This is a genomic window from Pseudomonas putida (assembly GCF_003228315.1).
Taxonomy (GTDB): domain Bacteria; phylum Pseudomonadota; class Gammaproteobacteria; order Pseudomonadales; family Pseudomonadaceae; genus Aquipseudomonas; species Aquipseudomonas putida_S.
Genome location: NZ_CP029693.1, coordinates 2,161,577 through 2,178,973 on the forward strand (window position 1 = coordinate 2,161,577; position 17,397 = coordinate 2,178,973).

The following is a 17,397-nucleotide window of genomic DNA, read 5'->3' on the forward strand; positions in this document are numbered from 1 at the left end:
CTTAGCCGTTGAATCGGGCATCGCGTTTCTCGACGAACGAGTCGCGTGCTTCCTGAGAGTCCAGCGAGCGATAGGCTTCAAGGGTGAAGCCCTGCTCCCAGCGGTATTTGTCTTCCAGATTGCCGTCTTCGATGCCGGTCAGCGCTTCCTTGGCCAGGCTGATCATGCCCGGGCTCTTGGCGGCGATGCTGCGGGCGATCTTCAGGGCCGTCTCGCGCAAGTCCTCGCGCTTGACCACCTGCTCCACCGCGCCCAGGCGCCAGGCTTCAGCCGCGCTGATCGGCTCGCCGGTGAAGTACATGTGCCGCACTTTCTGCACCGGGAACAGGCGCTGCAAATGCGCGCCGCCGCCCATGGCGCCGCGATCCACTTCCGGTACGCCGAAGGTGGCGCACTCGGACGCGACGATAATGTCGGCCGCACCGCAGATGCCGATGCCACCGCCGAGCACGAAGCCGTGCACCGCGACAATCACCGGTTTCGGATTGCGATGGATGGCCTTGAAGCTGTCGTAGTTGCCCTTGTTCACCGCGACGATCAGGTTGCCGTCGGCGGCCAGTTCCTTGATGTCGACCCCGGCGCAGAAGCCCCGGCCTTCGGCGCGAATCACGATCACCCGCACGTCTGGATGGCGACCGAGGTTTTCAATCTCGCTGGCGATGTCGGCCCAGCCCTGGCTGTTGAAGGCGTTGACCGGAGGCCGGTCGAACACCAGTTCGGCAATGCCGTTATCGATGCTGACGCTAAATGGTTTCATGGCTTTTTTCCTTCACGACACACGGCGGCACAGCTCGCCCAGGCGCGCTTCGGCGTCCTGGACGATCTGCTCAATCAATTGGGCGCAGCTGGGCAGGCTGTCGATGGCGGCGGCGATTTGCCCGGCGGGCAACACGCCAGCGGCCGGTTGCCCGTCGACCATGGCTTTCTGGATCACCATCGGCGCGTTAGCGGCCATGATGCTTTGCGCGGCGCTCAGCTCACCGGCGCCGCGCATCTTCAGGGCGCTGCCGAGCAGTTGCAGCAGGCTGGTGCCGGTGTGACGGCGATACGCCAGGCCACTGCGCACCGCCAGCAACAGGCGCTTGAGCCCGCCGCTGTGTTCCAGCTGGTCGAGCAATTCGTTGCGGATCATTCGTTGCGGCATGCCGTCGATGGCGCGGCTGATGATGATCGCCGCCGGGTCTTTCACCGCGAGATAACGCGCCAACGTCGCCCGTGGCACCGGACTGTCGGCGCACATCAAGAATCGCGTGCCCATGGCAATGCCTTCGGCGCCATAGGCCAGGGCCGAGACCAATCCCTTGCCATCCTTGAAGCCACCGGCTGCCACCACGGGCACCGACACTGCATTGACCACCTGATCGAGCAGCATCAAGGTCGGCACCGAGCCGGTATGCCCGCCGCCCTCGCCACCCTGCACGGTCACCGCATCGGCGCCCATTTCCACGGCCTTCTGCGCGTGTTTCAAGGCACCGACCGTGGGCATGCACACCACGCCGGCATCCTTCAGACGGCTGATCATCTGCTTGCCGGGCGAGCGGCTGTAGCTGACGGCCCGAACCTTGTGGCGCAACACCAGTTCGACGATCTCGCCGGCGTTGGCCTGGTACATGTGGAAGTTCACGCCGAACGGCTGCTCGGTCAGGCGCTTGGTTTCGAGGATCGCGGCTTCCATTTTCTGCGGTTCGATGGTCGCCCCGGCGAGAAAACCGAAGCCCCCGGCGTTGCCCGTGGCTGCCACCAGTTTCGGGTCGGCGACCCAGCCCATGGCGGTCTGGATGATCGGGTAGCGGCAGCCCAACAATTCGGTCAAACGGGTATTCAACGAGATCGCCATGTTCACGCCTCACCCGTCTTGCGCTGGGAGCTGGCCATGGCCCTGGCGTCGTAGCCGCCGAGGCGATCGCCGGACACCAGTTCGTTGTGGGCATGGGCGAAATGGTGCAGGCCAAAGACCATGTCCATGGTCGCGCGCTTGCCCATCAGGTCCTCGGCGTTGTTCACCGCCTGCTTGCTCAGTTGCAGGCCCAGGCGTGGCATCTGCGCGATGCGCCCGGCGATGTCGAGGGTCTGTTGTTCCAGCTCATCGCGCGGAACCACCCGATTGAGCATGCCCATTTGATAGGCCCGTGGCGCCGGCATGCGCTCACCGAGGAACAGAAACTCCTTGGCAATGCGCGGATTGAGTTCATGCACATGGGCGAAATACTCGACACCCGGAATGCCCATGCGCACCACCGGGTCGGCGAAGTACGCGTCCTCGCTGGCGACGATCAGGTCGCACACCCAGGCCAGCATCAACCCACCGGCAATGCACGCGCCCTGGACCATGGCGATGGTCGGCTTGGGCATCTCGCGCCAGCGCCGGCACATGCCCAGGTAAACCTCCTGCTCGCGGGCATAGAGAAACTCGCCGCCCGGCTTGTTCACATGGTCGTACCACAGGCTGGCGCGGTCGAAGCTCTGGTCGACGTCGCGCCCCGGCGTTCCGATGTCATGCCCGGCGGAGAAATGCTTGCCGGCGCCGCGCAGCACAATGACCTTCACTTCATCGTCATCGCAGGCCCGGCGAAAGGCCGCGTCCAGCGCGTAGGTCATCTGCGAGTTCTGCGCGTTGTGGTATTCGGGGCGATTCATGGTGACCAGCGCCACCGCGCCGCGCACCTCGTAGAGCACCACCTCGGCCTGGTTCTTATCGTTATCTTCAGCCATCACTTGTCTCCGCAACGCGTTGCTCAGCGTTGGCCTGGCGGGTTGTCTTTGAGTTGCAGGGCGCGCAGGTTGTGCGGGTCCAGGCGCTGGATCAGTTGCTGTTGTTCGGCCGTCGGTGCGGCGGTGGTCGGGCAGTCCTGCTGCACGTGCAGCTCGAAACCGGTATTGTCCTGCACCTGTTCCACGGTCACGCCGGGGTGCAGCGAGCGAATGCGCATCTGGTGTTGCGGGCCCTGGAAATCCAGAACGCACAGATCGGTGATGATCAGGCGAATATCGATCTCATCCAGCGACCAGCCCCGCGCCAGTCGCGCCGGGTTGTAGCCCACCGAGGCGACCATATCGACCTCACCTTCGACGAACACCCGGCGGTTGTGGCTCGGTACGCAAAAGGAGTTGGCGTGGCTGATGGAGTTACCGGGAAAGCCGCGCACCCCGAGCATCTGCGCCTTGGGCTTGGCGTAGTCGCCGATGCAGGAAATGTTCGCCTGGCCGAAGCGGTCGATCTGGGTCGGGCCCACCAGCGCATGGCGCTTGCCGCCCCAGACGTTGTCGAAAATCCGCGAGAAACCCATCCAGCTGTCGCGCTTGGGCTCGTAGCCGTTGCGCGCGCCCAGCGGTACCGGTTCCGCGACCATGTAGGCTTCGGAGTCGGTCATCAGCAGTTGCGGGTTGCTGGTCAGCATCGCCAGCGAGGCCGCCAGGCGCGGGATCACGCCGATGCCGGTGGCCAATACTTCGCCGTCTTCGCGCCAGGCTTCGGAGGCGGCGCAAATCATCAACTCGGCGAGGCTATAAGTAGTCGTGTTCATCGCAAGGCTTCCTCAGAAAATCGGCAACGGCAGTTCACGGATCGCAGCCAGGCCGCCGACCTTTTCCAGATACTGCTCGTGGGTGCACTCGACGTAGTCGCGCACGTAGCCCTGCCAACCGTCCGCTGCCTGGACCGTGGCGTTGTAGGCCTTGAAGTGGGCCACGTCGAAACCGTACAGCGGCGCACAGGACGACGGATGCGCCCCGCCCGGCACGTGGGCCACGGCGGTGGTCAGGATGCGTTCCCAGAACACTTGATGGGCTTGCGTCGGGTCGCGATGGAAATAATCGCTGTCCACCAGCTCATCGCACGTGACGTAGCTGTGGGTCGCGGCGCGCACGAACAGGTCGTCCATGTAGTGATCGGGACCCGAGATCTGGCACACACCGCGAGCATCGGCGCGGTCGACATGCACCAGCGCCGCGTCGAGCTTGAGCGCGGGCATGGCCACCCAGTCCTTGCCGTCGGCATAGGGCGAGGCAATCAATTTGATTTGCGGGTTATGGCGCAGCACATCGGTGCCCAGCCCTACCGCCGTCGGAATGAAGGGCACGTTCATCGCCGCTGCCCTCAATCCGAGCAGGAGCATGCCTTCATCGATCTCCATCACTTCCAGCGCCGCCTCCTGGCGGGCCTTGCGGAAATACGGCTCCAGCGGAATGAAGTCCAGCGAGACGAAAGCGAAGATCAGCTTCTTGATCTTGCCAGCGGCGCAGAGCATGCCGACGTCAGCGCCACCATAGGCGACCACCGTCAAATCCTTGAGGTCCGAACGCAGAATCTCGCGAATCAACGCCATCGGTTTACGGCGCGGGCCCCAGCCACCGATGCCGATGGTCATGCCGTTACGCAGTTGGCCGACGATCTCGGCCGTGGTCATTTGCTTGTTCAAGGTCATGTTCCTCATTGGCGACCGACGCTGAAGTCGTGGCCCCAGTGGCTGACCACGGTGCTTTCGAACGGCGTGTGGCGGTCCCAGTCGACCACCAGGCCGTCGCAGCCGTACTCCAGGTCAAACCCGGACGGGGTCTTGATATAGAAAGAGATCATCTGGTCGTTGGTGTGCTGGCCGAGGGTCGCCGACAGCTTCACGCCATTGGCGTGCACGCGGTCCAGGGCGCGACCGACTTCGTCCAGCGCGTTGACCTCAACCATCATGTGCACGCAGCCGTGGGGCATCGGGCACTCGAAAATCGCCAGGGAGTGGTGGCGGCCGTTGTTGCAGTGCAAAAAGTGAATGCGCTTTTGCGGCTCCGCCGGGTCCGGGGTGAAGCGCACTTTCATCAGGTCCGACAGACCGAAGCCCATCACCTGTTCGTAGAAGTCGCGGCAACGGTCGAAGGCTGGCGCCGGCAACACCACATGACCCATGCCCAGCTCGTTGGTGACAAACCCCTTGACCCCGACCGGCGAGACGAAACGGGCGAAGTCCTGCAACGGGCCCCAGAACAGCTCGTGGCGATTGCCATCCGGATCGCTGAAGTGCACCAGCTCCTGGACCTTGCGCAGCTCGGCTTCGGCGGCAGTGCCACGCGTGACTTGCACGTCGGCTTGCTGCAGCTCACTGATCGCCTGCTCCAGCGCCGCCTTGCCGGCCACTTCCCAGCCGCAGGCACCGAACGTGTCCTGCGTGCTTTTCTCGACCAGCAGGCGGTAATGACGCTCGTCCATCTTCAGGTACAGGCGCTCATCGTCGCCAGCCACCATCATGCCCAGCACCTGGCTTGCGTAATGACGCCATTGCGCCAGGTCGCTGGACAACAGGGTGACGTAACCCAGACCACGGATATCCATGGATGCACTCCTCGATTCACTCAAGACCTGCCGCCCTTCGGCGGCTGCCGGGGGAGACTTTATGTAGGCCTATTCAAGCGGGTTCGGCGAGGGGCAACATCGTCCAATGGGACTAGCGGAAAACAATGGTCTGGCACACAAAAACCACTGTAGGAGCGAGCCTGCTCGCGATGGAAGATCAGACACCACGGGGCATCAGACAGCCCGCGTCATCGTTGACGACCATCGCGAGCATGCTCGCTCCTACAGGGGGCGTGTTTCGGGCAAAAAAACGGGCCAGAAAGGCCCGTTTGAGAAAGCTATGAAATCTACCTTCTTTTACATTCTTCAAGCTCGTTCTGGCTTTTCAACGTGGTCATTACACCTAACCTGTATTTGCAATATTGGATGACCAACTGCCGCTCCCTTTCGCTTAGCTCATCCAATTTTTTGTCATCTGATTCGTACGCGAAGATGTTTTCAAACTTCATCTGAAGAGTGGGGCTTTTCTTGATGAAGAAAACCTTTTCCGGGTAAGCGTCTTCCATCTTTTCGTAAAAGCCGATGTAGAGGTAAGCGAAGAGTACGACCGGAAAAAAAAGCAGCAGCGATTTCATAGTGAAGATGGTCGCAATAGTTGGGTTTTGAATTGAGGACAGCAGAATAAACGGCCACAAGATCCGTCAGTCAAGGCGCAGAAATGCCTGTAGGAATACTTTCACCTTGCCGCAGAACCTGTAGGAGCGAGCCTGCTCGCGATGGACGACCAGACGCTACGGGGCATCAGGCATCCCGCGTCATCGTTGACGACCATCGCGAGCAGGCTCGCTCCCACAGGTTTTGTATTTGCAGTTATTCGGGTGGGTGTAGCTGATCCAGCGCGCGGTTCACCGAGAGTTCGCCGAGCATGATGATTTGGGCGATGCCCAGCAGGAAGTTGCGGTTGGGGCCTTCGGTGCGGTCGGCCAGGTCCAGGGTCATGACGTGGGCCGAGGCCAGGGATTCGCAGGCGTCGCCGAGCAGGGTGTGGGCATCGAGTTCGGGGTTGAGGGTGTACATCGTGGAAGGTTTGCGCGGTCTGGCGCGGATGTCGGCGTATGAGGGGGTGTGTTCGGTTTCGGGGGGATTCGGTGAAGGTTTGACCATGATTCGTCTCCAGAAATTGGAGCTGTCATCCACTTGCGACTAAACAAGGAGGGTGGCAGCTGTACGCAGGTTAGTCGACCGGGGAGACACGAAACCGGCGCGCCCGAGAGCGCCCTGCGCACAGCTACCATCAAGCGCAGGTCTGAGATGACCTGACTTTATGGAGCGCATGTACGCGTCGTGTAACCACGGGCGACTAAACCCGATCACTGATGAGCAGTGACGCGAATCAAGTTACCGAGGGGGTCCGGGGCGCACAAGCCGGCGGATTCTGGCGTAGCTGTAGGCAGTGCCGCAAGATTTTGTAGCTTTCATCAAGTAACACTGACAACTTTTAAACAACCCAAAAACCTGTGGGAGCCAGCCTGCCCGCGAAGGCAGTCTGTCAGTCAACATCCACTCTGAATGTGCCGCCCTCTTCGCTGGCAAGCCAGCTCCCACAGGTTTCTGTGGCGGATACAAATCCCGCATACATCACAAAACCTGTAGGAGCGAGCCTGCTCGCGATGGAAGATCAGACACCGCGGGGTATCAGACCGCCCGTGTCATCGTTGACGACCATCGCGAGCAGGCTCGCTCCCACAGGGATCACTCAGCCCTTACGGAAGTGAGGAATCACTTTCTCGCCAATGTTCTTCAGGGTCTCCAGCTGCGCCCACTGTGGCACGGTGCCCATCTGGCAGATGAACAGGATCTCATCGGCGCCGGCATCGATCAGGCGTTGCACGTAGCCGATGCAATCCTCGACGGTGCCGTAGGCGTGGTTGGGGTTCATCATGGCCATGGTCGGGTCGGAGAAGTCGACGCTGACTTCCTCGGAGGCGAAGCGCGACTTGATCACGCTCTGGCCGTTGCCGTCGACGAAGGTGTCGTCCTTCCACTTCTGCGGATCCGGACGCTCGCCGCCGCCGTACCAGTAGCCCAGGGACTCCATGAAATAACGCTGGCCACGGATACCGATGCGACGGGCCTCGGCGTTGTCGTCCAGCACAATGGCCGGGCACAGGGCGGCGATGTGACGGTTAGGACGGAAACCTACTTGATGCTTCACATCACGGTTGTCCCAGGCCTGGTGGTAAACCTCGACCTTCTTGGCGATTTCTTCCGGGCCACCAAAGCCCAGCACCAATGCCCCCATGCCGCGACCGCCGGCGTTTTTCAGCGATTCGGTGTTGGTGCACGCCAGGTACATCGGCGGGTGCGGATCCTGGTACGGCTTTGGATGGATCGGGCGCTTGGGAATCTGCACGAAGTCGCCCTGATGCTCGATCTCGTCGAACACGAACATCTTCGGGATCAGGTACATCATCTCGTCGATCTGCGGCTGCAAGGTCGCCAGGTCATAGCCGAAGGTGCCGGCCTCTTGCTGGGTACCGCCCTTGCCCACGCCAAAGTGCACGCGGCCCTTGGACAACAGGTCGAGGGTAGCGATGCGCTCGGCCACCTTGACCGGATGGTTCATCGCCGGCGGCAGGCAAACCACGCCGTGGCCGATGCCGATGCGCTCGGTCTTGCCGGCAACGAAGGCCAGCATGGTTTCCGGGGCGGACATGTGCGAGTAGTTGCTCAGCGCCGTGTGTTCCACGCACCAGAAGGTGTCGAAACCGAGCTTGTCAGCCAGCACCGCCTGCTCGACGGTGTCTTCGAAAATCTTGCGGTCGCCTTCGCGGCTGGAGTCCACCGTCTGGGCTTCGTAAATCAGGGAGAATTTCATGGTTGATCCTTGTGCTTATTTGGATGCGCAGTCGGCGCCAGAGACCTGTGCCTTGCCGCCAATGCTCGGGCATTGGCGGTGCGCTTGAATCACGCAAACGGACTAGCCGCCTTGTGCAAAAGCGGCGGGCGCGTCAAAGGAAAAAGTCGCTGCTGTCCTGGCCCATACTCACCCCGCCGAGGTTCCAGGCGTACTTGGCCGGGCTGTTGGCAACGTGGGCGCGACCGGTGTGGATATCGCGGAACGCACGGTTGATCGGGTGGCTGCGGAAGATTGTCGACGCGCCGCTGTTGAACATCAGCTCCCCGACGGCCTTGGCGCACTTGTCGGCCACCAGCGCCGAGTCGTAACGCATCTTCACCCGCTCGGGCATGCTCAACGGCTGATCCTTCTGGGCCCGCTCCAGCATCAGGGCGAAGTTGCGATGCAGCACCGTCTTGCACTCGTCGACACACACCATGGCACTGGCCAGCGCCGCTTGCGCGGCCGGGTCCTGGACCATCTTGCGTCCGTCGTTGACCCCGACTCGCGCACGGTTGTGCTCGACGAACTGATCCACCGCACCCTGCAGGGCGCCGATGGCGGAAGACGACACGGCACGCACGAAGATCTGCCCGAATGGCAGGCGGAACAACGGTGCAGTGTTCACCGCATTACCCGGACTGTTCTGCATGAAACCGTCGAGCGCGCGATGGGTGCGGTACTCGGGCACGAAGGCGTTCTCCACCACAATGTCGTGGGAACCGGTGGCTTCCAGACCCATGACGTTCCAGTTATCGACAATCCGGTAATCGGCACGCGGCACCAGGAAGGTCCGATAATCCGGCGCACCACCGGCCTCTTCCGGCGGCACCAGCGCACCAAGGAACACCCATTCGCAATGCTTGCTGCCGGAAGAAAAACCCCAGCGCCCGCTCAATTTGAACCCGCCCTCGACCCGCTCGACCTTGCCCACCGGCATGTAGGACGAGGAGATCAACACGCTGGAGTCATCACCCCAGACATCCTGCGCGGCGCGGTCATCGAACAGTGCCAGTTGCCAGTTATGAATCGCCACCACTCCCAGCACCCAGGCCGACGACATGCAGCCTTCGGCCAGGGTCATCTGCACATCGAAAAAATCCTTGGGCTCCAGCTCATAACCCTCCCAGCGCGAGGGCTGGAGAATGCGGAAAAAGCCGGCGTCGTGGAAATCCTTCAAGGTCTCTTCAGGCAACACACCGGCCTGCGCGGCACTCAATGCGCGTTCACGCAGGATCGGCACCAACTCACGGGCACGTTGGCTCAGACGCTGGCGAATCAGGTCTTGGTTGAGCATTGTTATTGTCCTCCTTTGTCCACCCCGTCCGCCGGGGCGCGCGTGCAGCGGGGCGGATGTAGCGCCCCTACCCTGGCATTCAAACAACGCGCGATCGGGTGGGCATCCCTCAAACGGACCATGCGCACGGTGGCAGCCTGGCGGCCGGCGCTTTTTTTGATTGGGTACATATCCGTTTCTTGGGTGATGGCTGCTTATGGTTCCGCCCTTACGGCGGGTTACTTTGAAGAGCGCAAAGTAACCAAACGCTTGATCCCCTGACGTACGGTGCCTCGCCCAGGCTCGGCATTCCCTCGCTTCGGTATTCCGACGGGGCAGATCAAAATCAAGATCAAAAGCCAAAGCAGATCGCGGTCCCCTGTAGGAGCGAGCCTGCTCGCGATGAACGACGGGACACCGCGGGGTTTCAGGAAGCCAGCGTTATCGTTGACGACCATCGCGAGCAGGCTCGCTCCTACAGGGGGATAGAGGTACATCTGGAAGACATTGGTCGGCTGTCAGGCCGCCATCGCGGGCAAGCCTTGCTCCTACAGGGGAAGGCGTGCACCCGCCCCGCTCCGCCCCTCACCACTCAACAGGCCGAGCGTTAGCTCGCCTGCAAGCTTTTGATCTTGATCCACCCGCCCCTTCGGCAGGCTGAGTGGAGGCGTTTATCCGGGGGTAGGCGCGTAGCGCCGTGCGGCGCAGCCGCACACATCGAGAGGAGGTGCAGCGCAGCAAACCGGAGGCGATGCCCCCGGATGAATGCCGGAGCGAAGGGATCCCGAGCCTCAGCGAGGGACCGGACGCCGGGGCGAGCGTTTTTTTGCTTACTTTTTTGAGGCGTTTGTCAAAAAAGTGAGTCGCCGTAAGGGCGAAACCATAAGTCGCCGTTACCGAAGAAATGGATATACACACCACCCAACCCCAGCCTGGTCGGCCCAGAGGCCGCCAAGGCCCAGCGACCAACTAGTCCCCTCGGACGATGCCCCTGATGTACACCAGCGCAAGAATTCATCAAACCCCAAAGCCCAACCAAAAGGCCCAGCGCGATGAACGACATCAACCTCAAAGCCGACATGCTCCAGGCCATGCGTCGCCTGGCCAAGTCAGTCACCATCATCAGCACCAGCAACGGCTCCGAACGTTTCGCCATGGCCGCCACGGCCGTCGACTCGCTGAGCACCGAACCACCGTCGCTGCTGATCTGCGTCAACAAGACCGCCTCGCCCCACGCCGCCCTGGCCACCGGCGCGGACTTCTGCGTGAACATCCTCGGTGTCGAACAACAGGACCTGGCGCACCTGTGCAGCGGCGCGATCAAGGGCGAGGCCCGTTTCGACCGGGGCAACTGGCTGACCAGCCCCGGCGGTATTCCGTACCTGGGTGACGCGCAGTCGGCGATCCTCTGCCGCCAGGACGGCCACTTCAGCTACGGCACCCACACCGTGTTCATCGGGCGCATCCTGCAGATTCATACCAGCGAGCAAATCACCCCGCTGGTCTACCTCGACGGCAACTACACCACCACCGCCAAGCCCACCCCCTCCTTCGCTGTCGCCGGCTGAGGTCCGGGCATGAAGGGCGTGACAGGGTTGACGGCGTTGCGAGTGACCAACGCCGACCAAGTGAGCTGGAATGATCGCTGCGATCTGCTGATTGTCGGCTTCGGCGGCGCCGGCGCCTGTGCCGCCATCGAAGCGAACAGTCGCGGGCTGGCAGTGCTGGCCGTCGATCGTTTCGAGGGCGGCGGCGCCACGGCACTCAGTGGTGGCGTGGTGTATGCCGGCGGTGGCACGCCCTATCAGCGTCAGGCCGGCTATGAAGACACCAGCCAAGCCATGTTCGACTACCTGCGCCAGGAAGTCGGCGACGCCGTCAGCCCCGAAACCCTCAAGGATTTCTGCGCAGGCAGCACCGAACAGCTGGCCTGGCTGGAGCGTCAGGGCGCAGCCTTCGAAGCCAGCGTGCCACCGCATAAAACATCGTACCCGAGCGACCAGTACTACCTCTACTACTCCGGCAACGAAGCCGTGCCCGCCTATGCCGCCCATGCCAAACCGGCACCGCGCGGCCACCGCACCAAGGGCTCGGGCATGTCCGGGGCCAGCCTGTTCGCCGCGCTCAAGGGCAGCGCCCTGCGACAGGGCGCCCGCCTGCGCAGCCAGTGCGAAGTGCGACGGCTGGTGCTCGATCTCAATGACCGGGTCATCGGCGTCGAAGCCTGGCAATTGCCAGCGGGCAGCGCCGCCGCGAAGCAGCACGCACGCCTGTCACGCTGGGCCAGCGCCATTCATATGTACGCGCCGGCCCTGGCCGACCGCTTGCGCGCCCGTCAGCTACGTATCGAACAGCACAGCGCCGAACGCCTGCTGATCCGCGCCGAACAGGCCGTGCTGCTGAGCAGCGGCGGTTTCATTTTCAATCGTGAGTTGGTGCGCCAACACGCACCGCAATACCTCGCCGGCTTGCCGCTGGGCGCCACCGGTTGCAACGGCAGCGGCATCGCCCTCGGCCAAAGCGCCGGTGGTGGCGTGGCGCGCATGGACAAGATCAGTGCCTGGCGCTTCATCAACCCGCCACTGGCCTGGGCCCGAGGGTTGATCGTCAATGCCCGGGGCGAGCGTTACGCCAACGAAGAAATCTACGGTGCGACCCTCGGCCACGCCATGGTCGAGGAACAGAACGGCCGCGCCATCCTGATTCTCAATCGGGCGCTGGTTAAAGAAGCACTCCGTCAGGTCGGCCCGGGCAAAGTCTGGAATTTCCAACGCCTGCCGGTGTTGCTCAATCTGCTGTTCAACGCCAAACGCAGTAGCAGCCTTGCCGGCCTGGCCAAGCGCTGCAATCTGCCGCCCGAGCTGCTGCGCCAGAGCGTCGAGCGCTACAGCCGCGCGGCCCGGGGCGAAGTCGCCGATGAATTCGGCAAATCCGCAGCCATGCTCGCCAACCTCGAACAAGGTCCGTGGTACGCCCTCGACCTGTCCTTCGCCAGCAAGCTGTTTCCCTGCCCGGTCATCACCCTGGGCGGGCTGAAAGTCTGCGAGGGCAGCGGCCGGGTACTCGATCACGCCGGCCAGCCCATTGCCGGCCTGTACAGCGCCGGACGCAACGCCGTCGGGGTCGCTTCCAACCTGTATGTCTCCGGCCTGTCGCTGGCCGACTGCATCTATTCCGGTCGCCGGGCTGCGGCCCACGTGGCCAATCAAGCCGCACTTCAAACCACACGCTCAGGAGAACAACAATGCAACGTGTAGAAGGCAAAGTCTGCATCATCACCGGCGCCGCCAGCGGCATCGGTCGCGAAGACGCCCTGCTGCTGGCCCGTGAAGGCGCCAAGGTGGTGCTGACCGACCTCAACGAGGAAGCCGGCCGCCAGGTGGCCGCCGAAATCGGCGCCAACGCCCTGTTCATCCGTCACGACATCGCCAGCGAAAGCGACTGGCAGCACGTGGTGAAAACCACGGTCGAACACTTCGGCCGCCTCGACGTACTGGTCAACAACGCCGCCATCCTCGCCCTGGGCAGCATCGAAGACACCACCCTGGAACTGTGGCAGAAGGTGCAGAAAATCAACGGCGACGGCTACTTCCTGGGCTGCAAGTACGCGATCCAGGCGATGAAGGAAACCGGTGGCGGTTCGATCATCAACATGTCATCGGTGGCGGCGTTGGGCGCGATGCCGATGTTCTGCGCCTACTCGGCGTCCAAGGGCGCGGTGGCGGCGATGACCCGATCGATTGCCCTGCACTGCAAACAGCAGGGTTACCGCATCCGCTGCAACAGCGTGCACCCGGACGGCGTCAACACTCCGATGACCCAGGCCCTGGCCGGTGGTCAGGCGATCCCGCAGGAAGCGCTGGACCAGGACCCGATGAACCGCATGGCCGCGCCACGGGACATTGCCAACGTGGTGCTGTTCCTGGCCACGGATGAGTCGCGCTTCGTCAACGGCGCCGAGATCCGCGTCGACAACGCGCAGTTGATCAGCGGGCTCTGAGGTCGAGGTGAACATGGGCACGCAAGAACAGAACCTGACACCGGCCGAATCGTCGACGGGCAGCTATTCATTGCAAGTGAGCGCGGTGATCGACGAGACCGTCGACGCGCGTTCGCTGGTGCTGGATATTCCGCCGGCGCTGCGGGAACGCTTTCGCTACAAACCGGGCCAGTTCCTGAGTTTTCGCGTGCCCCTGGGCGGCAAACTGTTGACCCGCTGCTACTCCATGGCCAGCTCGCCGCTGGCGGACGCGCTGCCCAAGGTCACGGTCAAGCGGGTCGAGGGTGGCCGGGTGTCGAACTGGATGAACGACGTGCAGGCCGGCGACTGGCTGGAAGTGCTGCCACCGGCCGGGCATTTCTGCCTGGACGAGCGGCACTCGGCGGACACCGGCAAGCCGCTGGTGCTGTTCGGTGGTGGCTCCGGGATCACCCCGGTGTTTTCCATACTGAAGTCGGTGCTGCATGACAGCCGGCGACCGATCACCCTGATCTACGCCAACCGCGATGAAGCCTCGGTGATTTTCAAGGACGAGCTGCGGCAGTTGATCAAGGCGCATCCTGATCAACTGCACGTGGTGCATGTCCTGGATTCGGTGCAGGGTTTCCTCAACGACGCGCAGGTCCGTCATCTGCTGCGCGGCCTGGCCGGCGGTGAGTATTTCATCTGCGGGCCGGGGCCGTTCATGGACACGGTTGAGCGCACGTTGCTGGCACTCGGTGAAACACCGGAAAACATCCACGTCGAACGCTTCGTCTCCCCGCCCGACCCCGACGAGTTGCTGGCCGAAGAAGCCGTGGCCCGTGCCGCCGCCATGGACTCGCACTGCGAAGCGCTGATCGTCGAACTCGACGGCCAGCAACACGAAATCCCCTGCAAACCCGGCGACACCCTGCTGCAAAGCTGCAAGGCCGCCGGGCTGGATGTACCGTCGTCGTGCGAAGAAGGCTTTTGCGGCGCCTGCATGTGCGTGGTCCAGGAAGGCCAGACCGTGCTTGCGCGCAACGACGTCCTCAGCGCAAGAGAACTGGAAGAAGGCTGGACCCTGGCCTGCCAAAGCCGCCCGACCGGCGCCCGGGTACGCCTGAAATTCCCGGATTGAACCCCGTTGCCCATCTGATCGTTCCCACGCTCTGCGTGGGAATGCAGCCCGTGACGCTCCGCGTCACTGGACGCGGAGCGTCCTTTGAGGCATTCCCACGCAGAGCGTGGGAACGATCAATTGAGACCCTCCACCCTGTAGAGCGAGCATGCTCGCGATGGTCCCCAACGATAACGCTGGCAGCCTGAGACCCCGCGGTGTCCCGTCGTCCATCGCGAGCATGCTCGCTCCTACAGGGCTCTAGTCTCAACGGACGATCATCCCGGCCCGGTCTGCGGTTAGACTCGGCCCCAGCATTAGCCCCACAACAATAAAGAGGTGCAGTTATGGCTCGTTTGCAGAACAAGGTCGCGGTGGTTACCGGCGGCGCTTCGGGGATCGGCCTGGCCTGCGTGCGCCGTTTCGCCGACGAAGGCGCGCAAGTGATCGGCCTGGACATCGGCAGCGCGCCGGCGGATTTCCCCGGCCTGTTCATGACCCTGGATGTGCGCGACGAGGCACAGGTGCAGCAGGTCATGCAGGAAGTCGTCAGCCGCTTCGGGCGCATCGACGTGCTGGTCAATGCCGCCGGCGTGGCCGATCAGGGCAGCGTGACCCAGACCACCACCGCGAACTGGCAACGGGTGATGGACATCAACCTGACCGGCAGCATGCTCACCAGCAAATACGCCTTGGCACCGATGGTCGAGCAGCGCAGCGGATCGATCATCAACGTCGGTTCGATCTTCGGCCTGCAAGGTTGCGACGGCAACGTGGCGTACAACGTGTCCAAGGGCGGCATCAACCAGCTGACCCGATCGATGGCCATCGACTACGGCTACGCCAATATCCGCGTCAACGGCCTGTGCCCCGGCCTGATCGAAACACCGATGACCAGCATGGTCCGCGACAAAGACGCGTTCCACGCCTTCTTCGCCTCGCAGCACATGCTCAGCCGCTCCGGGCAACCGGAAGAAGTGGCCAACGTCGCGCTGTTCCTCGCGTCCGACGAAGCGTCCTTTGTCAGCGGCCAGATGATCGCCGTGGACGGTGGTTTCTCCGCCGGTCGCCGTTTCGCCCCGCCTGCCGCGTAACCCGTCATCCGGCCGGGCGCCCTGCCCGGCCCACTCCCTTTTCCATACTTGTCTTCAAACCGGGGAGGCCCCATGCCGCCTGTCGCTACCGCTCTGACCTTCGCTCAATTGTTCGCCAACACGGCCCAGACCTACGGCGACCACCCCGCCATCGAGGACGCCGGCCGCGTCATCAGTTACCGGGAACTCGACCAGCTGCGTCGGCAAGCCGCCCGCGCCCTGCTGGCGCTGGACGTCCAGGTCGGCGACCGGGTGGCGATCTGGGCGCCCAACGTATGGGAATGGATCGTCGCTGCCGGAGCGCTGCAGAGCGTCGGCGCGGCGCTGGTGCCGCTCAATACCCGCATGAAGGGCAGCGAGGCCGGCTTCATCCTGCGCGAGAGCGGCGCCTGTGTGCTGTTCACCATTGGCGAATTCCTCGGCGTGGACTATCCCGGCATGCTGGTGGCCGAAGACCTGCCAAACCTGCGCCACATCGTCAGCCTGCGCAGTGCGGGAGCGGGCACCCTGAGCTGGGAGCGGTTCATGGACCTGGCCACCGACGTGCCGCAACTGGCCCTGCGCAGCCGCGAGCAGAGCGTCGGCCCGCAAACTCTGTCCGATGTGTTGTTCACCTCGGGCACCACCGGCAAACCCAAGGGCGTGATGACCAGTCACGGCCAGAACCTGCGCATCGTGCGCGACTGGAGCGAGATCGTCGGCCTGCGTGAAGGCGACCGCTACCTGATCGTCAACCCGTTCTTCCATTCCTTCGGCTACAAGGCTGGCTGGCTGGCGGCGCTGATGCGCGGCTGCACGATCCTGCCGCAGCAGGTGTTCGATGTGCAGGCGGTGCTCGAATGCGTGCAGCACGAACGCATCACGGTACTGCCCGGACCGCCGACGCTGTATCAGTCTTTGCTGGCCCATCCGCAGCGTGATGATTTCGACTTGAGTTCCTTGCGGGTGGCGGTGACCGGCGCGGCGGCCATCCCGGTGGAAATGATCCAGCGCATGGGCGACGAACTGGGCTTCGGCACCATCGTCACCGCCTATGGCCTCACCGAGGTCTGCGGTTTCGCCACGATTTGCCGTTCCGGTGATAGTGCGCAAACGGTCGCCAACACCAGCGGCCGGGCGATGCCGGGGGTGGAAGTTCGTTGCGTCGGCAGCAACGGCCGCTCTCAGCCCGCCAATGTCCCCGGTGAAATCCAGGTGCGCGGCTACAACCTGATGCAGGGCTACTTCAACAATCCCCAGGCCAGCCAGGAAGTACTCGACGCTGACGGCTGGCTGCACACCGGTGATATCGGCCTGCTCGATGAACAGGGATACCTGCGCATCACCGACCGTCTCAAGGACATGTTCATCACCGGTGGCTTCAACGTGTACCCGGCGGAAATCGAGCAGTGCCTGTTGACCTATCCGGGTGTTGCCCAGGCGGCGGTGATCGGCATTCCCGACGAGCGCATGGGCGAAGTGGCCATGGCCTTCCTGCTGCCGGCACCGGGCATCGAAATCGAACAGACCCGCTTCCTCGCCTGGTGCCGGGAGCAGATGGCCAACTACAAGGTGCCGCGTCGGGTGCAGGTGCTGGACAGCATGCCGCTGAACGCGGCGGGTAAGGTCACCAAGAATGTGTTGCGCGAGTGGGCGCTGATGCCCGCCGGCTAACCGCGTTTCTGTAGGAGCGAGCCTGCTCGCGATGGCGTCAGATCAGTCAGCATTGCTGTGGCTGACACTCCGCTATCGCGAGCAGGCTCGCTCCTACAGGGGGTTGGTGTGTG

General features: G+C 63.1%; 15 protein-coding genes. 6 read left to right on the forward strand and 9 right to left on the reverse strand.

Translation table 11 applies throughout. The features are described 5' to 3' along the window. Nucleotide 1 precedes the first annotated feature (1 nt). The 9 genes from DKY63_RS09810 to DKY63_RS09860 all read right to left on the reverse strand — a co-directional run bounded on the left by DKY63_RS09810 (nucleotide 2) and on the right by DKY63_RS09860 (nucleotide 9,477). On the reverse strand, nucleotides 2-757 hold the full coding sequence (locus DKY63_RS09810; RefSeq protein ID WP_110963901.1) for an enoyl-CoA hydratase family protein: 756 nt from the start codon (nucleotides 755-757) through the stop codon (nucleotides 2-4). Nucleotides 758-769: 12 nt separating this feature from the next. Continuing rightward, a complete protein-coding gene (locus DKY63_RS09815; RefSeq protein WP_110963902.1) occupies nucleotides 770-1,837 on the reverse strand; it encodes an NAD(P)H-dependent flavin oxidoreductase in 1,068 nt (355 codons plus the stop codon). Between the two features lie 2 nt (nucleotides 1,838-1,839). Then, a complete protein-coding gene (locus DKY63_RS09820) occupies nucleotides 1,840-2,712 on the reverse strand; it encodes an enoyl-CoA hydratase (protein ID WP_110963903.1) in 873 nt (290 codons plus the stop codon). Between the two features lie 23 nt (nucleotides 2,713-2,735). After that, on the reverse strand, nucleotides 2,736-3,524 hold the full coding sequence (locus tag DKY63_RS09825) for a CoA-transferase subunit beta (protein ID WP_110963904.1): 789 nt from the start codon (nucleotides 3,522-3,524) through the stop codon (nucleotides 2,736-2,738). A 12-nt stretch (nucleotides 3,525-3,536) separates the two neighbouring features. After that, entirely contained in the window at nucleotides 3,537-4,418 is an 882-nt protein-coding gene (locus tag DKY63_RS09830) for a CoA transferase subunit A (RefSeq protein WP_110967895.1), read from the reverse strand. Nucleotides 4,419-4,429: 11 nt separating this feature from the next. Further along, a complete protein-coding gene (locus DKY63_RS09835) occupies nucleotides 4,430-5,320 on the reverse strand; it encodes a VOC family protein (protein WP_110963905.1) in 891 nt (296 codons plus the stop codon). Nucleotides 5,321-6,151: 831 nt separating this feature from the next. Then, nucleotides 6,152-6,445, reverse strand: coding sequence for a DUF6124 family protein (locus DKY63_RS09845; RefSeq protein WP_110963906.1), 294 nt, complete (start codon nucleotides 6,443-6,445; stop codon nucleotides 6,152-6,154). Nucleotides 6,446-7,037: 592 nt separating this feature from the next. Beyond that, the gene (locus tag DKY63_RS09855; protein WP_110963907.1) at nucleotides 7,038-8,159 is read right to left on the reverse strand and encodes an LLM class flavin-dependent oxidoreductase; all 1,122 of its coding nucleotides are present in this window, start codon (nucleotides 8,157-8,159) and stop codon (nucleotides 7,038-7,040) included. A gap of 133 nt (nucleotides 8,160-8,292) precedes the next feature. Then, complete coding sequence (locus DKY63_RS09860) at nucleotides 8,293-9,477, reverse strand: flavin-dependent monooxygenase (RefSeq protein WP_110963908.1); 1,185 nt, start codon at nucleotides 9,475-9,477, stop codon at nucleotides 8,293-8,295. Nucleotides 9,478-10,508: 1,031 nt separating this feature from the next. On the opposite strand from DKY63_RS09860, the gene DKY63_RS09870 reads away from it, so the two are divergent. From DKY63_RS09870 to DKY63_RS09895, 6 genes are all read left to right on the forward strand, one after another. Beyond that, nucleotides 10,509-11,024 (forward strand): flavin reductase family protein, encoded by a 516-nt coding sequence (locus tag DKY63_RS09870; protein ID WP_110963909.1) that lies wholly within the window; start codon nucleotides 10,509-10,511, stop codon nucleotides 11,022-11,024. A 9-nt stretch (nucleotides 11,025-11,033) separates the two neighbouring features. Then, a complete protein-coding gene (locus tag DKY63_RS09875) occupies nucleotides 11,034-12,713 on the forward strand; it encodes an FAD-binding protein (protein WP_110963910.1) in 1,680 nt (559 codons plus the stop codon). Next, nucleotides 12,701-13,456 carry a glucose 1-dehydrogenase gene (locus DKY63_RS09880; RefSeq protein ID WP_110963911.1) on the forward strand — a complete coding sequence of 252 codons (756 nt, stop codon included), beginning with the start codon at nucleotides 12,701-12,703 and terminating at the stop codon, nucleotides 13,454-13,456. The genes DKY63_RS09875 and DKY63_RS09880 overlap by 13 nt, the downstream gene beginning before the upstream one ends. Nucleotides 13,457-13,469: 13 nt before the next feature. Continuing rightward, nucleotides 13,470-14,558, forward strand: a complete 1,089-nt coding sequence (locus DKY63_RS09885) for a ferredoxin--NADP reductase (protein ID WP_110963912.1) — start codon at nucleotides 13,470-13,472, stop codon at nucleotides 14,556-14,558. A 326-nt stretch (nucleotides 14,559-14,884) separates the two neighbouring features. Further along, a complete protein-coding gene (locus DKY63_RS09890; RefSeq protein WP_110963913.1) occupies nucleotides 14,885-15,631 on the forward strand; it encodes an SDR family NAD(P)-dependent oxidoreductase in 747 nt (248 codons plus the stop codon). A 72-nt stretch (nucleotides 15,632-15,703) separates the two neighbouring features. Further along, on the forward strand, nucleotides 15,704-17,284 hold the full coding sequence (locus DKY63_RS09895; RefSeq protein ID WP_110963914.1) for a FadD3 family acyl-CoA ligase: 1,581 nt from the start codon (nucleotides 15,704-15,706) through the stop codon (nucleotides 17,282-17,284). The last annotated feature ends 113 nt before the right edge of the window (nucleotides 17,285-17,397 follow it).